The following is a 17,760-nucleotide window of genomic DNA, read 5'->3' as shown; positions in this document are numbered from 1 at the left end:
GGGGGCCGCTATAGGAGGGGCCATGCCGCGCCGCCACCCCCCGATTCCGACCCGCTGGCTGATGACCGACGCGCGGATGGGCAATGGCCTGTGGACCGCGCTCGAACGCTTGCCGCGCGGTGGCGGCGTGGTCTTTCGCCACTATGGCGCGCCGGACCGCGCGACTCTGCTCCGGCGAGTGGAGAAGGTCGCGAAGCGGCGGGGGCTGATCCTCGTCGTTGCCGGCGGCGGCACCGCGAACGTCCATAATGCGCGCCCGAGCGGGCGGGGGCTCACCACCGCGTCGGCCCATTCGCGGCGCGAAGCGATCGGCGCGATCCGGCGCGGCGCCGACGCGTTGTTCGTCTCTCCGGTCTTCGCCACCCGCTCGCATCCCGGTGCGCGCGCGCTAGGCCGGGTCCGCTTCGGTCTGCTGGTTCGCGATCTTGGCGTGCCGGTGATTGCGCTGGGAGGCATGGATGCCAGGCGGCTGCGTGGCCTGCCGGCGCATGGCTATGCCGCGATCGACGCCTGGCTAACCCGATCTTAAGCCAGGGGGCTCAGTATTATCCCCGAGACACCGCTCGGGGGGACGGACGCTTGGGATCGACGCGCGACACGATGCTGCCGCAAGTGCCGCCCGAGGTGCGCGACTCGCTGTCCGCCTTCCAGTTCGACAGCACCCGGCGTCAGATTCCTATCCTCCACGGCATTGCGCTCACCAACGTCCTGATCGTCGATTTCGTGCTGTGGCACGACGGGCAACCCGTCGGCGCCTATGCCTGGACGCCGATCATCGCATTGTTCAGCCTGTGGCGGCTGATGCTGTGGCGGCGGCGTAATCATCGCGAGCGGCCCTCGCTCGAGATCATCCGCCGCCAACTTGAGGGTACGCATGTCGCCGCGCTCGCGTCGGTCGGGCTGGTCAGCGCCTTCACCGTCCTCACCTTCCTGATGGGCGGCTTCGGCCATCCGATCCTGATCCCGGTCAGCTTCGCCTTCGGAACCTTCAGCATCGCGCATTGCTTGGCGTCGCTGCGCCGCACCTCGGTTGCGGTGCTGGTGATCGGCATCGCACCGAGCGGCATCGCGATGTTGGCCGCCGGCGATTTCACCGAGCGGGCGATCGCCTTCAGCATGCTGACCGTGGCGGCGCTCAAGATCGGCTTCCTGCGCGATTCGCAACGCCACATCATCGGGATGCTGACGCTGGAAAAGCAGATCCGCGATCTCGCCACCTTCGATCCGCTCACCGGCCTGCACAATCGCCGTGCGTTCGAGGAAGCGGTGGAGGCGCGCATTGCCGGCGGCTCGGCCCGGACGCGCGATCGCTTCGCGCTGGCGCTGGTCGACCTGGACGATTTCAAGGGGATCAACGACACGCACGGCCACCATGCTGGCGACGCCGTGCTCAAGGCAGTCGCGGGCCGATTGAAGGAACATGCCGGCGGCGACGGCACCGCCGGACGGCTCGGCGGCGACGAGTTCATCGCAATGCTTCCGGCGCCGCCTGCCCGCAGCGCGCTCGACGGACGGATGACCGCGCTGGTCACCCGATTGTGCCTGCCCGCCGCCATCGACAGCGGCGTGGTGCCCGTGGGCGCCAGCCTTGGCTTCGCGGTGTTTCCCGACGATGCCGACAGCTATGACGGTCTCGTCCGGCTGGCGGACCAAGCGCTGTACGCGGCGAAGCGCGACGGCAAGGGGCGGGCGCTGGGCCGGAGGACGCCGCCGGTGCTGGAAAAATCCCGCGCTGCGTGAGACACTTACGGCGATAGACGCAGGCCCCGTTCTTCCGCTAGGTTATACGCCAGGTGGGAGAAATCACGTGAAGCCAGGTCGTTTCGGAGCCTTGTTGAGTCTGGCCGCAATGCTGTCCGCTTGTGGCGGCAGCGGAGGCGGCACCGTTGCCGGTGGCGGAGGAACCGGAGGCTCGACTCCGACGCCGACCAGCAGCGCCTGTTCGCTGGCCGATCGCAAGGCCTGGGTGCTTGCCCAGATGAACGAATGGTATCTCTTCCCCGAGACGCTGCCCGCCAGCCTCAATCCCGCCGGCTATGCGACCGTCCAGGACTATCTCGACGCGCTTACCGCCACCGCGCGCAGCCAGCGGCGCGATCGCTATTTCACCTATATCACCTCGATCGCCGAGGAAGATGCCTATTACAATTCGGGTTCGAGCGCCGGATTCGGTTTCCGGCTGAGCTACGATACGGTCAACCGCCGCGTCTTCGTATCGGAGACGTTCGAAGGCACGCCGGCGCTGACCGCGGGGATCGATCGCGGGGCGGAAATCTACTCCATCGGCACCAGCGTGGCCACGCTGCAGACGGTTTCCGATCTCATGGCGTCGGGCGGGCCGCAGGCCGTGGTCGATGCGATGGGGCCGAGCACCCCGGGCACCACGCGTGTGCTGCGGGTCCATGATTCCAGCGGGCAACGCAACCTGACGGTGGCCAAGGCGGACTATTCGCTGACGCCGGTCTCGTCACGCTATGGCGCGCAGATCATCACCGAAGGCGGCCAGCAATATGGCTATGTGAACCTGCGCACCTTCATCAACACCGCCGATCCGGCGCTGCGCAGCGCCTTCGCCAATTTCCGGGCGGCCGGCATCACCAACATCATCGTCGACTTCCGCTATAATGGCGGCGGGCTGGTCTCGATTGCCGAGTTGATGGGCGACCTGCTGGGCCGCAATCGTTCCACCTCGGATGTCTTCGCCTACACCACCTTCCGGTCGAGCAAGTCGGCCAACAACGAGACCGACTATTTCGGCGTACAGTCGCAATCGATCGCGCCGACGCGAGTCGCGTTCATCGGCACCGGGGGTACGGCATCGGCCAGCGAACTCGTGATCAACGCCTTCATCCCCTATCTCGGGACCAATTCGGCGCTGATCGGCACGAACACCTATGGCAAGCCGGTCGGCCAGATTGCGCTCGACCGTTCGGCCTGCGACGACCGGCTGCGCGTGATCGCCTTCGCCGTCGAGAATCGCGACCATCAAAGCGCCTATTTCGATGGCCTGGCGACGGTGATGCCGCGCACCTGCCGGGCGAGCGACGACCTGACCCGGCCGATGGGCGATCCCAATGAAGCATCGACTCGCGCGGCGATCGACTTCCTTGCCGGGCGCAGCTGCACCGCGATCAGCTCGGGCGGCGGGATCGGCACCCTGTCGGTGACCGGACGGCAGGAACTGCTCCAGCCCGAGCGGCCGAGCACGGTGCAGCGCGAGACGCCGGGGGCGTTCTAACCCTTCGGCACCGGGCAGAGCCCGAGCCACTCGATCACTGCGCTCGCCGCACCGGCATCACCGCCGATCGCCGCGTCGATCCGGGCCCCGGTGGCGGCCTGCTCCGCCGCGAGATCGGCTTCGGACACGCCCTTCGGCTTCAGCGCGGCAAGCCAGCCCTGCGCAGTCTTCTGTGCCGCTGGCAAGCGCACCGCCGTGGGCAGCGGCCGGAGGTCGGCAGCCGAGAGCCGGTTGGCCTTCAGCGCCTTCGCCCAGTTCGTCCAATAGGCCGCGCAGGTGGCATATTCGCCGCGCGTCTGGGGCGAAGTGCCCGAGGTGCGGGCGCGTTGATACGCCGGAGCCGCCGTTGCCCAGTGCGCGGAGGGCGCCGACAATTCCTGTCCTCCGCCGCCGTCGAACGGCTTGACGTGCGGCCGGCCGCCACCGCCCGAGGGCTTTGGCGTCGGAGTCGGTTTGGGCGTCGGATAGACGTCGGGCAGCGCGGCAGGCGCCATCGCAGGAAGACCGGTAGCCAGCGCCGCGACCGATGCGGCGGCCAGGGTGGTCAGGGCAGTGAGGCGCATGACTCTCTCCTGTTCAGATCATCCGGTTGAGCCGGGCGAAGCCGAGCGTGTCGAACATTTCGAGGATGGTGACGGCCTTGCCGTCGCGGAAACGCCAGACATCGACCTTGACGGTCTCGGTCTCCTTGCCCGAGGCACGATCGCGCCAGCGGCAGCTGCCGATCCAGACCACCGTATCGCCGCCATCGACCACTTCGTCGGTGGGAAAGGCAAGCATGTCGAGATTGAGCGGCAGCGATTCGAGATAGTCGCGGGCGAACGCCTTGCCCACGCGCTCCCGCGCCATCGGATGATCCTCCAGCGGCGAGAGCGCGGTGGCGGCGCGGACATCGTCGGCCATCAGGTCGAGGAAGCAATCGGCGCTGGCGCCCTTCGTCGCTTCCCATTGGACATAGGCCCGGCGGACGCGTTCGGCTGGGCTCTGCGCTTCGCTCATGGACCGGCTCTCCTCGGAACAGGGGCTAACATGGATCAAAGTCGTAACGCCAGCGGAACAAGATCGATCGCGCCATTGGTGATGCGATCATGAAGATACGGTCCGCGATTGTCACGTCGCGCGAGGCGGGTCAGCCGGGTTCGGCGAATTCGATCAGGTCCCAGCGATTGCCGTAGAGATCGAGAAAGACCGCGACCTTGCCATAGGGCTGGACTTGCGGCGGGCGAATGAACTCGACGCCGGCGGCGGCATATGCGGCGAAGTCGCGATCGAAATCGTCGGTGGCGAGGAACAGGAAGACGCGGCCGCCGGCCTGATCGCCGATGAAGCGTTCCTGGTCGGGCGTCGCGGCGCGGGCGAGGAGGAGGGTAGTGGCGTGCTCCGGCGCGCCGGGCGGGCGGATGAGCACCCAGCGCTTGTCCTGCTCGGGCTGATATTCGTCGGCGACGAGCGTGAAGCCGAGCTTGTCGCGATAAAAGGCAATGGCGTCGTCATAGTCGCGGACGACCAGGGCGATATGAGCGAGCCGGGGCATGTTCAGGGCGCTGGCCGGTCGCCTGTTTCGCTTCCGGCGTTTGTCCCTTGCTTCAAATCCCGCGCAATCCGCCCGCGCTGCGCCGGCGCGCGCAGATTGGGCGGCGCGGCGTACAGGCCGCGGAGGAAGCCCAGATCCCACGCCGTCATGCTGTTCGGGATTTCGCTGCCGATCGGCGCTTCGACAATGGTGAGGATCGTGGGGACGCCGGCATTGCGGACGCGATCGGGGTTGGCGCCGGTGAAGGCGCGCATCGCGGCATAGTCGGCGATCTGGGTAATGGTGAGACCCTCGACCGCAGCGATCTCGATCACCAGCACCGACATGCGGTAGATCGGGCGCATCGGGTTGGTGAGGCGCGAGACCGAGCCGGAGGATTCGAGGACATACTGCCCCGTCTCGGTATCGATCGGTACGGCCACACCTTCGCTGTCGACGAAATCGCTGATCACCCATGAGGTGACCGGCTCCTTCTTGTCGCGCAGGCGGACCGGGGCGCCGGTCGGCTGGTAGAAGAGCTGGGGATAGCCCTTGCGCAATGCGCGGATCGTCGCGTCCTTGTCGGCGGCGAAGATGACCAGCGCATTGGCGCGGCACCCTTCGCGCGCGACGCGGATGTTCGCGGCCATCGCCACGCGGCGCAACCGGGTCGTGATCGCGGCGTCGAAGGCGGGGGTGAGGCCGAGCGAGACCGGGCACAGCTCGGCATCGACGAAACGCGGAAGCGGATCGCTGCCGATATTGCCGGTGAGGCCCGAGACGAAATCGCGAACCTGATCGTCGCGGACCTCACGACCGGTAACGACGATCTCGCCATTGTCTTCGGCGGCGGGCGGCGCGGTAGCCGGCTTGTCCTGCGCGGCGGCGGGGCACGCGAAGAGCAGGGCGGTTGCGAGCAGGGCGAGGGCGAGAGGGCGGGGACGCATGGTGGCGCTCAATTGTCGAAAGGGAAGATTTGCGGGATCTGGTCGACCGAGTTCAGGTCGGGAACGTCGCGAATCCGGTCGACCATCGTCTTCCGTTCGACGCGGCCGACCTTGTAAACCGCCTGCCATGAGCGGCCTTCCAGCCCATGCTCGCGCACTTCGCGGACGAGCCGGTCCAGCGCGTCGTCCTCGCCGAATACCGCACGCGCGGCCGAGGTGCCGGGACCATGCAGGCCGCCGACGATCAGCACACGCTTGATCCTGCTGTCGTCCGACGCGGCGACCAGCCTGTCACGCTCGCGCTGATAGGCTTCGGTCTGGCGCTCCTCGCGAGGGCCGTTGACGAGCTGCTTCAGCGCCGCGCGCGCGCGCAGGCAGGCTTCGGTCTCGGACGAACACATATTGGGCACGTTGGAGACGACGAGATAATCCTCGAGCAATTGCCCGTCGCTGTTCAGCCGGGGTGTGCGGATCTCGCGCTCGCCCTTGTGGTTCTCGATCTCCAGCGTCCAGTTGGCTTCCCGATAGCCGAGCGAGCCGAGACGCTCCACCTGCGTCTCGTCGCCTTCGCTGCCATTGCCGAAGACGACGCGGGCGCGGCCGTGGGTGAGCGGCTCGGGCCTGAGCTCCATGTCCTTCGCCTCGAGTGCGTAGCCGAGCGAGCTGCGCGAGACGAAATTGGAATGCGGGCTGCCGAAGGTGACGGCGTGGGTGAGGATATCCTCGCTGACGATCTGGTCGACGACCTGGAGGCTGTTCGGACCGCGGACGTTGCGGATCGCCGACTGGAACACGCTCCACGCGTCGCTCATCGACGGGCCGTAGCGCGGCAGTTTGGGTTGTGCCTCGTACGCCGAATGGGCGATGCCGTGCTGGAACGAGGTTTCGCCGAACAGATCGAAGCCCAGCGCATTGTGGATATTGCGCAGCCGGGCTTCGAAATCGGCCCGGGTGACGAAGCCGTCGTCGATCTGGCCGCTCTTCCCCTTCCCCTTGAGCCAGGCGATCAGGTGGAATTTCTTCTTGGCCGTCTCGATCGCCATCTCAACTCTCCACGCGCCGGCAGAGCCGGCCGGCCAATGCATAAACGACGCACCAGACCAGCATCAACACCGTGGTGGGGATCAGCAGTCCGGCTTCCTTTCGCGCCGTGAGATGATGCGAATAATGGCAATAGTCGAAGGTCGCGAACGGGATGAGGACCAGCGCGATCTTGACCAGCTGCAGGGCCATCTGGGCGCGGCGCTGGGGCGTGCTTTCGTACATCAGGCAGGCCGCGAGCTTCCGGCACGACCAGATATAATACATGAAGAAGACGATCGCGCTGGCGAACCATGCCGTCGATCGCGACGCGGCGGCGAGGTCGCGCCAGTCGATCCGCATGTCGGTAAAGAAGCTGTACTGGATGAACGACGCCAGGACGAGATTCACGACGATCTCGACCGCGAGGAAGATTCGCAACTCGACATCGTCAAGATAGCCCCGCGCCATCGCTCTCCCCCGGCAGAACCTGCACCGGCGCGCAGTCTAGGGGCATCCGGATCGCGGGTGGAACAAAAATATTCCGGTCCGGCACGATGCGGCGCGGGTCAGGCCCGGGTGAAGTCCATCGTCCAGTTGGTCTCCCAGCTCTCTCCGCCATCGGCCGACAGCGCCTGTTCCCAGCGTGGCGCGCCGGTATCGGTGCCGAGCCAAAGGAAGCGCATCCGCACCGGGCGGCCTTCATGCACATCGTCGGCATGGAAGCTGCCCGCGCCACCTTCGAACCGGCCGATCACCGGCACGTCGATGGCATGGGGATTGCGCCCGTCGAGCCACCAGATCGCCCAGGCGCCGCCGGCGGGATCGAATGAGCGCAGCGCGACCGCGCGATAATCGCCATCGGGCAAGTGGAGGAGATTATCCTCGATATTGCCCGCGCCGCCGAGGATCGGGCGCTGTTCGCACGTGCCGTCGAACTCGTCCCAATCGGTGCACCCGGCCAGCCGCGCGCGGAGGCGGCGGTGCTTCACCTGCCAGCGGCCCTGCTGGAAATCGAAATCGCTGGCGGGCATCGGACTCTCCGGGTTGCTGGCGGATCAATGTTCCTTTTATGTTCCGACGTGTCAAGCGCCGCGCAGGGGCCAGCGGCCATGCTCGACATGAGTCGTCTTGCCGACCACGCTTTCGACCAGAAGGATCTCGGTCACGGTCCAGCCGATCGCCGGCATCTTCTGCGCGCGGAGGCGGTCGCCATGATAGTTGATCGTCACATGCGGCTCGGGCGTGGTGCCGAGCATCATCGGCGCACGCCGTTCGAGCAGATGGCGAACGAGCGCGGCCTGGAAGGCGCGGGCCTGCGCCAGCGGATCGCGGGTGCGCAGCGTGACGGCCTTGCGGTTCTCGATCCGGTCGAAGGCGAGCGGAAAGGCCGGAGCGTCGAACCCGTCGAGCGCGGCGATCACCTGAGGCAGCCATTCGGGCGGGGCGTAGTGGAGATCGAACAGCGAAAGTAACGTAACGTGCAACAATTCCGGGGGCCGGCCGGGATCGTTGCGGGGCAGCGCGGCGATCAGCGCCTGCGCCTCGGGCGGCGGCTTGGCCATGACGTAGAGCGGGTTGCGGGCGCGCATGGGCGGAGCCTAGCAGCGGTGCGGGCGCGGCGCGAAAGTTGACACCATCACGCCCCCTGCCGGCGGCCCCGTGCGCAGGCGCGGACGGCGGCGGACGGGGACCCAGCGATAGTCGGCGGGGGCGTAGGGTCGGGCGGGGCGTCGTCGGGGTCTTCGGTGACGACGAGCGCATTGGCGCTTGCGGGCGCGGGCGCCGGATCGGCGAGGGTGGCGGGATCGCTGAGGCCGGTGGCGCGCGCGAAGCCTTCCGGATCTGGTCGCTTGCTCATCTGTGAGTGCGGAGCAGGTGAAATCCTACGTTGAAAGGGTTTTTTGGGGCCGCTCTGTCGAGCGCGGGAGTGGCGCATTGCGGCGCGAGGCGAAGCCGCCTCCCGGCCGCAGCCGGGAGGCGGACGCCAAATCCGTGAGAATCAATGCTGGCTGGCAAGCCTAGCTGGCCGCCACGATCGCGATGCCGAGGATATCCGCGGCCCGGTCGGTCGAGACGATGATGAGCTCTCCCAGCGTGTTGTCCGCAACCGTGATGGGGGTCAGCGTGCCGTTGCCGTTACCCACGATATAGGCCCTGGCACCGTCGGGCGTGAAGGCGATCCAGTGCGGTTGGGTCCCCGCGACAACATTGATTGCCGGCCCGGCAGTGGCGGGCCTGGACGTCAGATCCAAGGGAACCACTGCGTCGATAGCGTTCCCCGCAACATCGGTCCCCGCAACCGCGATGTACGCCAGCTTGCCGTCGGGGCTGATCTCGATCTGGATCGGCTGTCCGGTCAATTCGATTGGGGTCCCGGCGGTGTTCGTGGCGACATCGATCGGCGTGACGCTGCGGCTGCCCTTGTTGGCGACATAGGCCGTGGCGCCGTCCCTGGTGATGGCAACCCAGTTCGGATTGAGCCCGACCGTGATCGACGGCTGGACCGTGCCCGACGCGCCATCTCCGGTCACCTGAATCGGCGTCACGATGTTACCGGCCGCGCTGTCCGTCCCCCAGTCCGCGACGTAGCACGTCTTGCCATCGGGCGTGAAAGCGACCGTGTTGGCGCCCGACCCCGGAACCGAAATCGTAGTGCCCACCTTGCCGTCGGCCAGGTTCACCGTCGTGACCGCACCGCCCTTGTAATTCGCGACCCAGGCCCATGTTTCATTGGTGTTCGGGACGAACTCGATGTCGACCGGCTCAGCGCCGACGGTGACCGACCACAGGACCGTGCCTGAAGCCAGGTCGATCTTGGAGACCGTGCCATCCGAAGCATTCGAGAACTCGTTGCTGACGAAGGCGGTTTTGCCATCCGACGTGACGATGATGCAGTTGGTCCCCGATCCTTCGCCCATCGGGATAGGCGCCAGCGCCTTTCCCGTCGCGAGATCGACCGGAATGACCGATCCGACGCCGGCCGAAGCACCATTGTCCTGCGCGTTCGTCACATAAGCCAAGAGACTGGCGGAAGTCGTCATTACAGTCGCTTTCATGAAATGGGTTGATGGAAATCCTTTGAAACCCAAATCAGTCCGCGATGCAAAGCCTTGTTGCGATCGATATCGAAATTCTCTGCCATGTGTCTGACAGCGGAGGATGAGAACAGAATCCAGCCGCTAAAGTCATTGGTCTCGTTCGGGTGCAGGACACCACACTAAAAAGCCGACCCACATGTTTCCGGTAATTCGAAGGAATTTGAATGTGTCGGTCCTCAAACTGCCATCAACGCAGCGACGTGCGTCCGAGCATATGATGCAGGCCCGGAAGCGGAATATGGCGCCGTAAAACCAGCGCATTGTCTCTCGCGTAAAAAAGGCGTCCAAGATAATCCAGCCACGGTGTGCTTTAGCGTCGTGGCAATCATTCTCGCGTGCGAGCGGACACTTCCAACTGTTGGCAATAGGCTGTTGCAACCACCCTCAGGCGTGCTCGCGGCCGCGGCTGTCCGAGAAGCTCAATGCGCTGATTGAGGACTGTCGGCGCTTTCCGTTCACGGGCACCGGCAAACCCGGGCCGTTGGGCGGCAACCTGTCAGACTGGTGGTCGCGGCGGATCAACCATGAGTATCGGTTGGTGTATCGGGTGACAGGACCGGGAAGGATCAGACGCTGCAGGTGGCGAAGTGCCGGTATCATTATTGAGGGCCAGAATCGATCGATTCGGTAACCGTCCCACCAATATTCTTATGCCCACGGGATGTTCATGTTCCCCAGCGGCACACCTTTTCGGACCATAATTGATTTCTCACCAGCCCATACCGCACTGACAGGTCCATCCTGTGAAACAGCTAGCACACAAGTCTTCGGCAACTTGCTGACGAGCTTTATTGCCGATCTGTGGCGCATTCCGAATTGTTCGATGTCACACGGGATGCACGATTGGCTGAGTTCATTCGTTACTTCAGATACCGAAAAATCGCTAGCCATCTCCGCTCGAATTTCGGCGCCGAAGCCGAGGAGCTTGAGGTCCGTAGTAAGCAGGATTGCCCCATCGCAACCAGATAATTGCGCGACAAATCTGATGGCTTCCACCAAACGCTCTGTGGCATTTGCCAATATTAGTTCCGCACCCTGCGCGTCCCCCGGCCTGGGAAGCCCACTTTCGACCGCGCACCAGAAATCAGCAGTTGTGTTTCGAGCATTAATGAACTGAACAAAGGCGTCACGTAGAGCTGAAGATTCACATGGATACTTCATTCTTACGTGATCAAGAGGATCTTCACTATCAACAGAAATAATAACTAGTAACCCACCATGCTCTAGGGCGCTTATAGAATTAGCTATAGCTGAGAACACGTTGCACAGCGCGGTAAACCAAAAATCTTCAAATTCCCTCGGTTCTTCTATTTCAGGTACAGTAAAATGCCTGGCAATATTTTCAAAACCATCGTGCGCTGCTGTGTGAAGAAAAAATGGTATATCAATGCGCGAGGTTACGAGTTTCCCATCGGTCAGAGAGGCTATTGCAAACTCTCCCTGATACACTTTGATCTTACCAGGCCGATCAACTTGGACAAGTAGCGCAGGCGGCACTTGATAGCTATAACTCAAACCGAGTCGCGCTCGATGCCAAGATGTTCCAAGATCGCATACGCCAGCTACGTAGCACTCTTCTGTATTGAACATTATCCAAATTGCAGACTTTTTAAAATCCGTCGCGGGTGCCAGCCGCCTTATCTCCTCTGCGCAAACGGCTCTATTTTTCGAAAATCTATAATAAATCGCGCCTTTGCGGTCATCGTCTGAAAAATTCTCTTCCGTAACCATCACGTTGAACCGCGGGTATCGACCCTCGTCCGGAGACCCTGCAGCAATATAGCAAGCCTCTAATATTTGTTTCAGAAGGCTCTGGGACGGACATACGGGTGCAACGTATTCGCCGCTGACGATATTATCCCAGCTTTCAAAGACTGACTTTGCAAGGTCTTTAGGGAATTTGGCCATATCAATCTGCTTCGCAGTTTTCTTGCTTTCACGCTCTACAAGAAAACCCTCTCTCAATCCCGCTCCCGTCCCCCACTCCCCATATACAGCTCGCTGCCCGTCTCCTTGAACACCTTGCTCATCTCCGCCATCCCGGCGAGCGCAGCCGCCTTGCTCGCGGCGGCGGTCTCCGCAGCGCTCGGGCCGGTCGCCAGGAACCCTTCGACGCCCTGATTCTGCTTGCCGGCGAAGTCGCGGACTTCCTGGGTGATCTTCATCGAGCAGAATTTGGGGCCGCACATCGAGCAGAAATGGGCGGTCTTGGCGCCTTCCGCCGGTAGCGTCTGGTCGTGATACTGCTCGGCGGTGTCGGGATCGAGCGACAGGTTGAACTGGTCGCGCCAGCGGAATTCGAAGCGGGCGCGCGACAGGGCGTCGTCGCGGACCTTGGCGGCGGGGTGGCCCTTGGCGAGATCGGCGGCGTGGGCGGCGAGCTTGTAGGTCACCACGCCGACCTTCACATCGTCGCGGTCGGGCAGGCCGAGATGCTCCTTGGGCGTGACGTAGCAAAGCATCGCCGTGCCGTACCAGCCGATCTGGGCCGCGCCGATGCCGCTGGTGATGTGATCGTATCCCGGCGCGATGTCGGTGGTGAGCGGCCCGAGGGTGTAGAAGGGCGCTTCGCCACAGACTTCGAGCTGCTTGTCCATATTCTCCTTGATCTTGTGCATCGGGACGTGGCCCGGGCCTTCGATCATCACCTGCACGTTCTGCTTCCACGCGCGATGGGTGAGCTCGCCAAGGGTGTAGAGCTCGGCGAACTGGGCTTCGTCATTGGCGTCGGCGATCGAGCCGGGGCGCAGGCCGTCGCCGAGCGAATAGGCGATGTCGTACGCCTTCATGATCTCGGTGATCTCGTCGAACCGCTCGTAGAGGAAGCTCTCGCGGTGATGCGCGAGGCACCATTTGGCCATGATCGATCCGCCGCGGCTGACGATGCCGGTGACGCGCTTCGCGGTGAGCGGAACGTAAGGCAGGCGGACGCCGGCATGGATGGTGAAATAGTCGACGCCCTGTTCGGCCTGCTCGATCAGCGTGTCGCGGAAGATTTCCCAGGTGAGGTCCTCGGCGATGCCGCCGACCTTCTCCAGCGCCTGATAGATCGGGACGGTGCCGATCGGCACGGGCGAGTTGCGCAGGATCCATTCGCGGGTGTCGTGGATGTTGCGGCCGGTGGAGAGATCCATGACCGTGTCCGCGCCCCAGCGGATCGACCAGACCATCTTGTCGACTTCGGACGCGACGTTCGAAGCGACGGCGGAATTGCCGATATTGGCGTTGATCTTGACCAGGAAATTGCGGCCGATCGCCATCGGCTCGGATTCGGGGTGGTTGATGTTGTTCGGAATGATCGCGCGGCCGCGGGCCACTTCGTCGCGGACGAATTCGGGGGTGACGTAATCGGGGATCGACGCGCCGAACGACTGGCCGTCGCGGACATATTCGGCGAGGCGGGCTCGGCCGAGATTCTCGCGCTCTGCGACATATTCCATCTCGGGCGTGATGATGCCCTTGCGCGCATAGTGCATCTGGCTGACGTTCGCGCCGGGCTTTGCGCGGAGCACGCGCTTGCGGACATTGGGAAAGGGCTGGACGCCGCCGGAGCGGTCCGGGCCGAGCTGGCCGTTATCCTCCGGGCGAACCTCGCGCTGGGCGATTTCCTCGACATCGCCGCGATCGCGGATCCAGTCGCGGCGCAGCTCGGGGAGGCCCGCCATGATGTCGATGCGGGCGTTCGGATCGGTATAGGGGCCCGACGTGTCATAGACGCGGATGGGAGGCTCGCCCGACGACGGCTCGAGATCGATCTCGCGCATCGCGACCCTGAGCGGGCCGACATGAATCTTGCGGCTGCCGCGGATGGCGCCGGTGGTGACGGCGAGTTCGGTGCGCGCGGGGATGTCGGCCATGTGTCTTCTCCAATCATCGCGGGAGAAAACGGACCTCGGATGAAGCCACGCCCACTCCCTACGCCGGTGTCAGCCGGATCAGGTTCAGCGGGTCGAAGGCTGCTGCCTCCCTCTCAACCGCGCGTCAGCGGTCCCCCGGGGATGGCCCTTGTTAGCCGCGAAGGCGGCGCGGGGGAAGGGTCAAGCGCGTCAGGGCGCGACACCGAGCCGCTTGAGCGCATCCACGGCTTTCGTGTCGCCCTTGGCAGCGGCCTTGCGATACCAGCCGATCGCGTCGTCACGGGTGCCCGGGACGAAGCCGCGCTCGATCGATCCGGCGAGCAGGAACATGGCCTGCGGATTGCCCAGATCGGCCGACTTTTGCAGCCAGACATAGGCTTCCGCCTGCGGCACCGCCTTGCCCTGGCTCCGCGCGAAGGCATAGACCAGCTCGAGCATGGCGGCTGCGTCGCCCTTTTCCGCCGCCGGGCGCAGCCAGCGCACCGCTTCCTCATGGTTCACCGGCGTGCCGATGCCGTTCAGGTGCATCACGCCGAAGATCGCCATCGCATCGCTTTCGCCGCCCGCCGCGGCGATCCCGGCATAATGGAAGGCCAGCTTCGGATCCTGGTCCGTGCCGGTCAGCAGAAGCAGCGCGGCGCGCGTGGCCGACAGGTTGCTGCCCTTGTCGGCGGCGGCACGGTGAAGCTGGAGCGCGCGCGCCGGATCGCGGGGCACGCCGTCGCCGCGCTCGTACAGGAAGCCGAGCATGGTCATCGCCGCCCGGTCCCCGCCCTCGGCGGGCGGAGTCAGCCAGCGGACGGCGGCGGCGTGATCGAGCGGCACGCCGCGCCCGCTGGCGAGGACGATGCCGTACCAGGTCATTCCTTCCTTGTCCCCGGCCTCGGCCGCGATCTTGAGCAGGCGCGCCGCTTCGGCATCGTCCCGGGCGACGCCTTCGCCGCGCATGTAGTAAGTGCCCAGCGCCGCCGCCGCCCCGCCGCGCCAGGGCGAACCCGGACGGGCGCCGTCGAACAGTCGGCGATACCAGCGGATGTTCTCCGCCGAGTCGCGCGGGACGCCATAGGCGCCGTCGCCATAGATGGCGCCGAGCAATATCGTCGCCAGTTCGTTGTTCTTCCCGGCTTCTTCGCGCAGCAGGCGAAGGCCGCCGGCGGTATCCCGCGCGCCCTTGCCCCCGCCGAGCTTCTCCAGCGCGACCAGCACGGGCCCGGCTTCGCGTTCGGTCGCGGCGAGAAGCTCGGGGCTCATGCGCGCGGCCGAAGGCACGTCGGCGGATAGCGGCGCGGTCTGCGAAAGAGCGGGCCCGGCCCAGGCGAGCGCGGCGGCGGCGGCGAGATATTTCATGGGAGTCCTTTTGGGAGATTGCCGGCGGGATCAGCGGAACACGCGCGCCAGCTCGGCCTGGTCGGCGTCGGGATCGCCATAGGTGTTCGCGACGCGGCGGGAGCGGAGCAGATAGGCGGTCCAGATCGCGCTGTAGAGGATCGGACGGATCAGCGCGGGGATCATCTGACTGACCAGCGCGCGGAACGGGATGTTGCCGAACAGCGAGACCAGCAGCGGCGCGACGAGGATGCTGAGCGCGCACAGCAGCCACAGGCCGGCGACGCCGATTCGCACCGTCCGCCAGTTGCGGACCAGCAGGAACCGGCCGACGATGAACCAGCCGATCAGGATGCCGGCGGCGGACAGCGCGACGGCGCTGGTGCGGACCGCAGGCCAGCGGGCGCCATAGGCGCGGGCGATGTCGGGGTTGGTCAGCTGTGCGACGATGCCGGCGATCTCGAGCAGAGGCCCGAACACGGCCAGCGTCAGGAGGAAGAAGGCCAGCCATCCGCCGACCCCGCGCGGGCCATCCGTATACGCCATCCTAATCCCCCCTTTTTGGTTCAGCAAGCTGAACCGTAAACCCTAGCGGGGACTCACGGGCAGGGGAACGGCGTCGTCAGAAGGCGTAGGCGAGGCCCGCCATGCCGGTCCACTGATTGCGCGATCCGGCGATGCTGACGATCGGCGTCTCGGCGAAATCGTTGAGCATCCGGCGGTACGAGCCCGCGACCATCAGCGAGAGGCCGCCGGTCAGGTCGCCGGTCAGCGCGTGGAGGCCGAAGGCGCTGAGCGTCCAGTCCTTCCACCCCTTGCGTGCGCGATAGGCGGGCAGGCCGCTGGCGATGCTGTCTGCGGGCGTGACGGTGAAATAGGCGTCGGCAAAGCCCTGGCCCTCGTAATTGGCCTGGAGATTGAAGCCGACATAGGCCTTTGTGCTGAGCGGCGTGCCGTAATCGATCGCGGGGGTGATCGACTGGCTGCTGTGCACGCCGTTGATGTCATAGGTATAGGCGACGCTGACGCTGAGCTTGTCATAGTCGCTGGTGATCACGCCCTGCTTGCCGATCCCGACGAACCCGCCGACTTCGACCGCGATGTTGCGCAGGGGCAGGCGGCGGACCTGCGGATCGGTGACCGTGCCGCGATATTTGCGGTTGAAGTTGAGGCTGACGATCGGGCCGAGCTGGACGTCCCAGCCGGGGCCGCCGCTGGTGGGAATGACATCGGCCCAGAGGCGGTTGCCGCGCAGCGCGAAGTTGATGCCCGAGACGCGGCCCTGGATGCCGGGCACGGCGGTGAGCACCAGATCGTCGGACCCGTCATAGCTTGGGGTGAAGCCCACCGCCGCGCCGATGCGCAGCGAATCGCCTTCGAGCTTGGCGGGATCGATCAGCGGCGCCGGAGCGGGTGTGGCGTCGTCCTGCGCGAAGGCGGGGGTGGCGAGCAGCAGGGGGAACAGGAACGCGGCGCGATACGACACTGGCGGCCTCCGACGGGATATTGCAACTGCGAAACGCCGCTCAGGTCTATTGGCTCCCCGGGCGATTACAACCGGTAACGAACGCAGCCCCGCCGCCATGCCCTAGAGCAGATATTTCATGCGGACCTGCTGATGCTCCACGGTGGCGCCGACCGTGAAGCTGGTCGATTTGAACTTGGGCGGGCCGAAGCCGATGCCGGGGTTGTTCGAGAAGCCGAAGCCTTCCTTGGGCATCCCCAGCACGGTGTCGAGCTTCGAATTGCCGTTCTCGTCATGGATGACGGCTAGGCCATAGGTGCCGGGCGGCAGCCCTTCGAAATTGATGCGCGTCGTGGTGGCGGGAACGCTGTGCTTGACCGCATTGGCGCCCTTGCAGTCGGGGAAGTTCTTCGGATCGGTGGTCAGGCAGAGGCGGATGATACCCTTGTTCGAGCGCAGCTTGACGATCTCGACCTGCAGGCTGCCGCTATGCCCCGGGGCCATCCCGGGTAGCAGGAGCAGTGCGGCGCCCAGAAGCGCGGCCCTGGAAGCTGCCGATGCCGCGATCCGTGCCGCAGATGCGGTCCCAGAAACGGAAATAGAGGCCATAGTTGCACCTGTACTCGTCATGGTGCCGCTGATGGTGGCTCGCCGTGATCAGCCAGCCCCCCAACACCCCCCGCCACATGAAGCGCGGGAACAGCTCCCAGCCCATATGATTGGTCACACCCATAACCGTCATGATCGTGAGGACCAGCCCGAGTGCGGCGACATGGATCGGAATCGCGAAGACCAGTAGCGGAATTACCACAGCGCCGGTGATTGCTTCCCAGGGGTGGAAGCTCATCGCTGCCCATGCCGTCGGCGGACGGCTGGCGTGATGGACGGCATGCGCGACGCGGAACAGCGCCGGCCGGTGCATCCAGCGATGCGTCCAGTAGAACCAGGTATCGTGCGCGAAGAGATAGAGCAGCACCGACAGCGGCAGATACCAGAGCGGATATGCCGAAGCGTCGGTGTAGATCAGCGTCCAGCCGCGATTCTGCCAGCCCCAGGCGACCAAGCCCGCGGGCACGCCGTAGATCGCGGCGCTGGCGAGGCTCCATCCGATCTCCTTGCGGATCTGCGGCGCTAGGCCGCGATAAAGGCCGGGAACGCGCGCGCGGGTGGCGAGATCGAACGCGCCGCTGACAATCAGATAGCGCACCCCGACGATCAGCGTCATCGCGATGGCGGAAAGGAGGATGGCGAGGGCGATGCTCACCGGGTTGCTCTAGCCCCTGCATCTGCGAC

At 65.1% G+C, this 17,760-nt stretch carries 21 protein-coding genes and 1 riboswitch; of the genes, 4 read left to right on the top strand and 17 right to left on the bottom strand.

Translation table 11 applies throughout. The annotated features are described in order from the left end of the window. The first annotated feature begins 22 nt into the window (after window positions 1–22). The 3 genes from HHL13_RS16125 (at window position 23) to HHL13_RS16115 (ending at window position 3,238) form a co-directional block, all read left to right on the top strand. Entirely contained in the window at window positions 23–529 is a 507-nt protein-coding gene (locus HHL13_RS16125; RefSeq protein WP_169556617.1) for a thiamine phosphate synthase, read from the top strand. Between the two features lie 50 nt (window positions 530–579). Beyond that, window positions 580–1,740, top strand: coding sequence for a GGDEF domain-containing protein (locus tag HHL13_RS16120; protein ID WP_169556616.1), 1,161 nt, complete (start codon window positions 580–582; stop codon window positions 1,738–1,740). Window positions 1,741–1,831: 91 nt separating this feature from the next. After that, on the top strand, window positions 1,832–3,238 hold the full coding sequence (locus tag HHL13_RS16115; protein WP_240953874.1) for a S41 family peptidase: 1,407 nt from the start codon (window positions 1,832–1,834) through the stop codon (window positions 3,236–3,238). Here HHL13_RS16115 and HHL13_RS16110 read toward each other — a convergent pair. The 10 genes from HHL13_RS16110 to HHL13_RS16065 form a co-directional block, all read right to left on the bottom strand. Next, window positions 3,235–3,801: a hypothetical protein gene (locus tag HHL13_RS16110; RefSeq protein ID WP_169556615.1), complete on the bottom strand. Its 567-nt coding sequence runs from the start codon at window positions 3,799–3,801 to the stop codon at window positions 3,235–3,237. The genes HHL13_RS16115 and HHL13_RS16110 overlap by 4 nt on opposite strands. A gap of 13 nt (window positions 3,802–3,814) precedes the next feature. Then, on the bottom strand, window positions 3,815–4,237 hold the full coding sequence (locus HHL13_RS16105; protein ID WP_169556614.1) for a nuclear transport factor 2 family protein: 423 nt from the start codon (window positions 4,235–4,237) through the stop codon (window positions 3,815–3,817). Window positions 4,238–4,367: 130 nt separating this feature from the next. Beyond that, entirely contained in the window at window positions 4,368–4,772 is a 405-nt protein-coding gene (locus HHL13_RS16100; RefSeq protein ID WP_169556613.1) for a VOC family protein, read from the bottom strand. A 2-nt stretch (window positions 4,773–4,774) separates the two neighbouring features. After that, window positions 4,775–5,698 (bottom strand): hypothetical protein, encoded by a 924-nt coding sequence (locus tag HHL13_RS16095; protein WP_169556612.1) that lies wholly within the window; start codon window positions 5,696–5,698, stop codon window positions 4,775–4,777. Window positions 5,699–5,706: 8 nt separating this feature from the next. Beyond that, window positions 5,707–6,741, bottom strand: a complete 1,035-nt coding sequence (locus HHL13_RS16090; protein WP_169556611.1) for a hypothetical protein — start codon at window positions 6,739–6,741, stop codon at window positions 5,707–5,709. Window position 6,742: 1 nt separating this feature from the next. Further along, window positions 6,743–7,189 (bottom strand): hypothetical protein, encoded by a 447-nt coding sequence (locus HHL13_RS16085; RefSeq protein ID WP_169556610.1) that lies wholly within the window; start codon window positions 7,187–7,189, stop codon window positions 6,743–6,745. Window positions 7,190–7,287: 98 nt separating this feature from the next. Further along, the gene (locus HHL13_RS16080; RefSeq protein ID WP_169556609.1) at window positions 7,288–7,752 is read right to left on the bottom strand and encodes a DUF1579 domain-containing protein; all 465 of its coding nucleotides are present in this window, start codon (window positions 7,750–7,752) and stop codon (window positions 7,288–7,290) included. Window positions 7,753–7,803: 51 nt separating this feature from the next. Beyond that, window positions 7,804–8,310, bottom strand: coding sequence for a 2'-5' RNA ligase family protein (locus tag HHL13_RS16075; RefSeq protein ID WP_169556608.1), 507 nt, complete (start codon window positions 8,308–8,310; stop codon window positions 7,804–7,806). Between the two features lie 47 nt (window positions 8,311–8,357). Continuing rightward, window positions 8,358–8,579, bottom strand: a complete 222-nt coding sequence (locus HHL13_RS16070) for a hypothetical protein (protein ID WP_169556607.1) — start codon at window positions 8,577–8,579, stop codon at window positions 8,358–8,360. 160 nt (window positions 8,580–8,739) lie between these two features. Continuing rightward, window positions 8,740–9,762, bottom strand: a complete 1,023-nt coding sequence (locus HHL13_RS16065) for a beta-propeller fold lactonase family protein (RefSeq protein WP_169556606.1) — start codon at window positions 9,760–9,762, stop codon at window positions 8,740–8,742. A 415-nt stretch (window positions 9,763–10,177) separates the two neighbouring features. On the opposite strand from HHL13_RS16065, the gene HHL13_RS16060 reads away from it, so the two are divergent. Beyond that, entirely contained in the window at window positions 10,178–10,450 is a 273-nt protein-coding gene (locus tag HHL13_RS16060) for a Txe/YoeB family addiction module toxin (protein ID WP_277346995.1), read from the top strand. A gap of 17 nt (window positions 10,451–10,467) precedes the next feature. Here HHL13_RS16060 and HHL13_RS16055 read toward each other — a convergent pair whose 3' ends face one another. The 7 genes from HHL13_RS16055 to HHL13_RS16025 form a co-directional block, all read right to left on the bottom strand. Beyond that, a complete protein-coding gene (locus tag HHL13_RS16055; protein ID WP_169556605.1) occupies window positions 10,468–11,784 on the bottom strand; it encodes a putative sensor domain DACNV-containing protein in 1,317 nt (438 codons plus the stop codon). Further along, window positions 11,781–13,676: a phosphomethylpyrimidine synthase ThiC gene (thiC, locus tag HHL13_RS16050; protein WP_169556604.1), complete on the bottom strand. Its 1,896-nt coding sequence runs from the start codon at window positions 13,674–13,676 to the stop codon at window positions 11,781–11,783. The genes HHL13_RS16055 and thiC overlap by 4 nt, the downstream gene beginning before the upstream one ends. A gap of 37 nt (window positions 13,677–13,713) precedes the next feature. Further along, window positions 13,714–13,824: riboswitch (TPP riboswitch) on the bottom strand. 41 nt (window positions 13,825–13,865) lie between these two features. Beyond that, the gene (locus HHL13_RS16045) at window positions 13,866–15,023 is read right to left on the bottom strand and encodes a tetratricopeptide repeat protein (protein WP_169556603.1); all 1,158 of its coding nucleotides are present in this window, start codon (window positions 15,021–15,023) and stop codon (window positions 13,866–13,868) included. Window positions 15,024–15,053: 30 nt separating this feature from the next. Beyond that, entirely contained in the window at window positions 15,054–15,548 is a 495-nt protein-coding gene (locus tag HHL13_RS16040) for a DUF2569 family protein (protein WP_169556602.1), read from the bottom strand. 76 nt (window positions 15,549–15,624) lie between these two features. Beyond that, window positions 15,625–16,488: a MipA/OmpV family protein gene (locus tag HHL13_RS16035; protein ID WP_346775574.1), complete on the bottom strand. Its 864-nt coding sequence runs from the start codon at window positions 16,486–16,488 to the stop codon at window positions 15,625–15,627. Between the two features lie 102 nt (window positions 16,489–16,590). Further along, complete coding sequence (locus HHL13_RS16030) at window positions 16,591–16,971, bottom strand: DUF2141 domain-containing protein (RefSeq protein ID WP_169556600.1); 381 nt, start codon at window positions 16,969–16,971, stop codon at window positions 16,591–16,593. Then, window positions 16,955–17,725, bottom strand: a complete 771-nt coding sequence (locus tag HHL13_RS16025) for a sterol desaturase family protein (RefSeq protein WP_169557012.1) — start codon at window positions 17,723–17,725, stop codon at window positions 16,955–16,957. The genes HHL13_RS16030 and HHL13_RS16025 overlap by 17 nt, the downstream gene beginning before the upstream one ends. Window positions 17,726–17,760: the final 35 nt, after the last annotated feature.

Origin of the sequence: Sphingomonas sp. G-3-2-10 (assembly GCF_012927115.1) — a bacterium.
In the GTDB taxonomy this organism is placed as follows: Bacteria; Pseudomonadota; Alphaproteobacteria; order Sphingomonadales; family Sphingomonadaceae; genus Sphingomonas.
The sequence above is the reverse complement of the archived record's forward strand: the minus strand, read 5'-3'. Positions and strand labels throughout refer to the sequence as shown.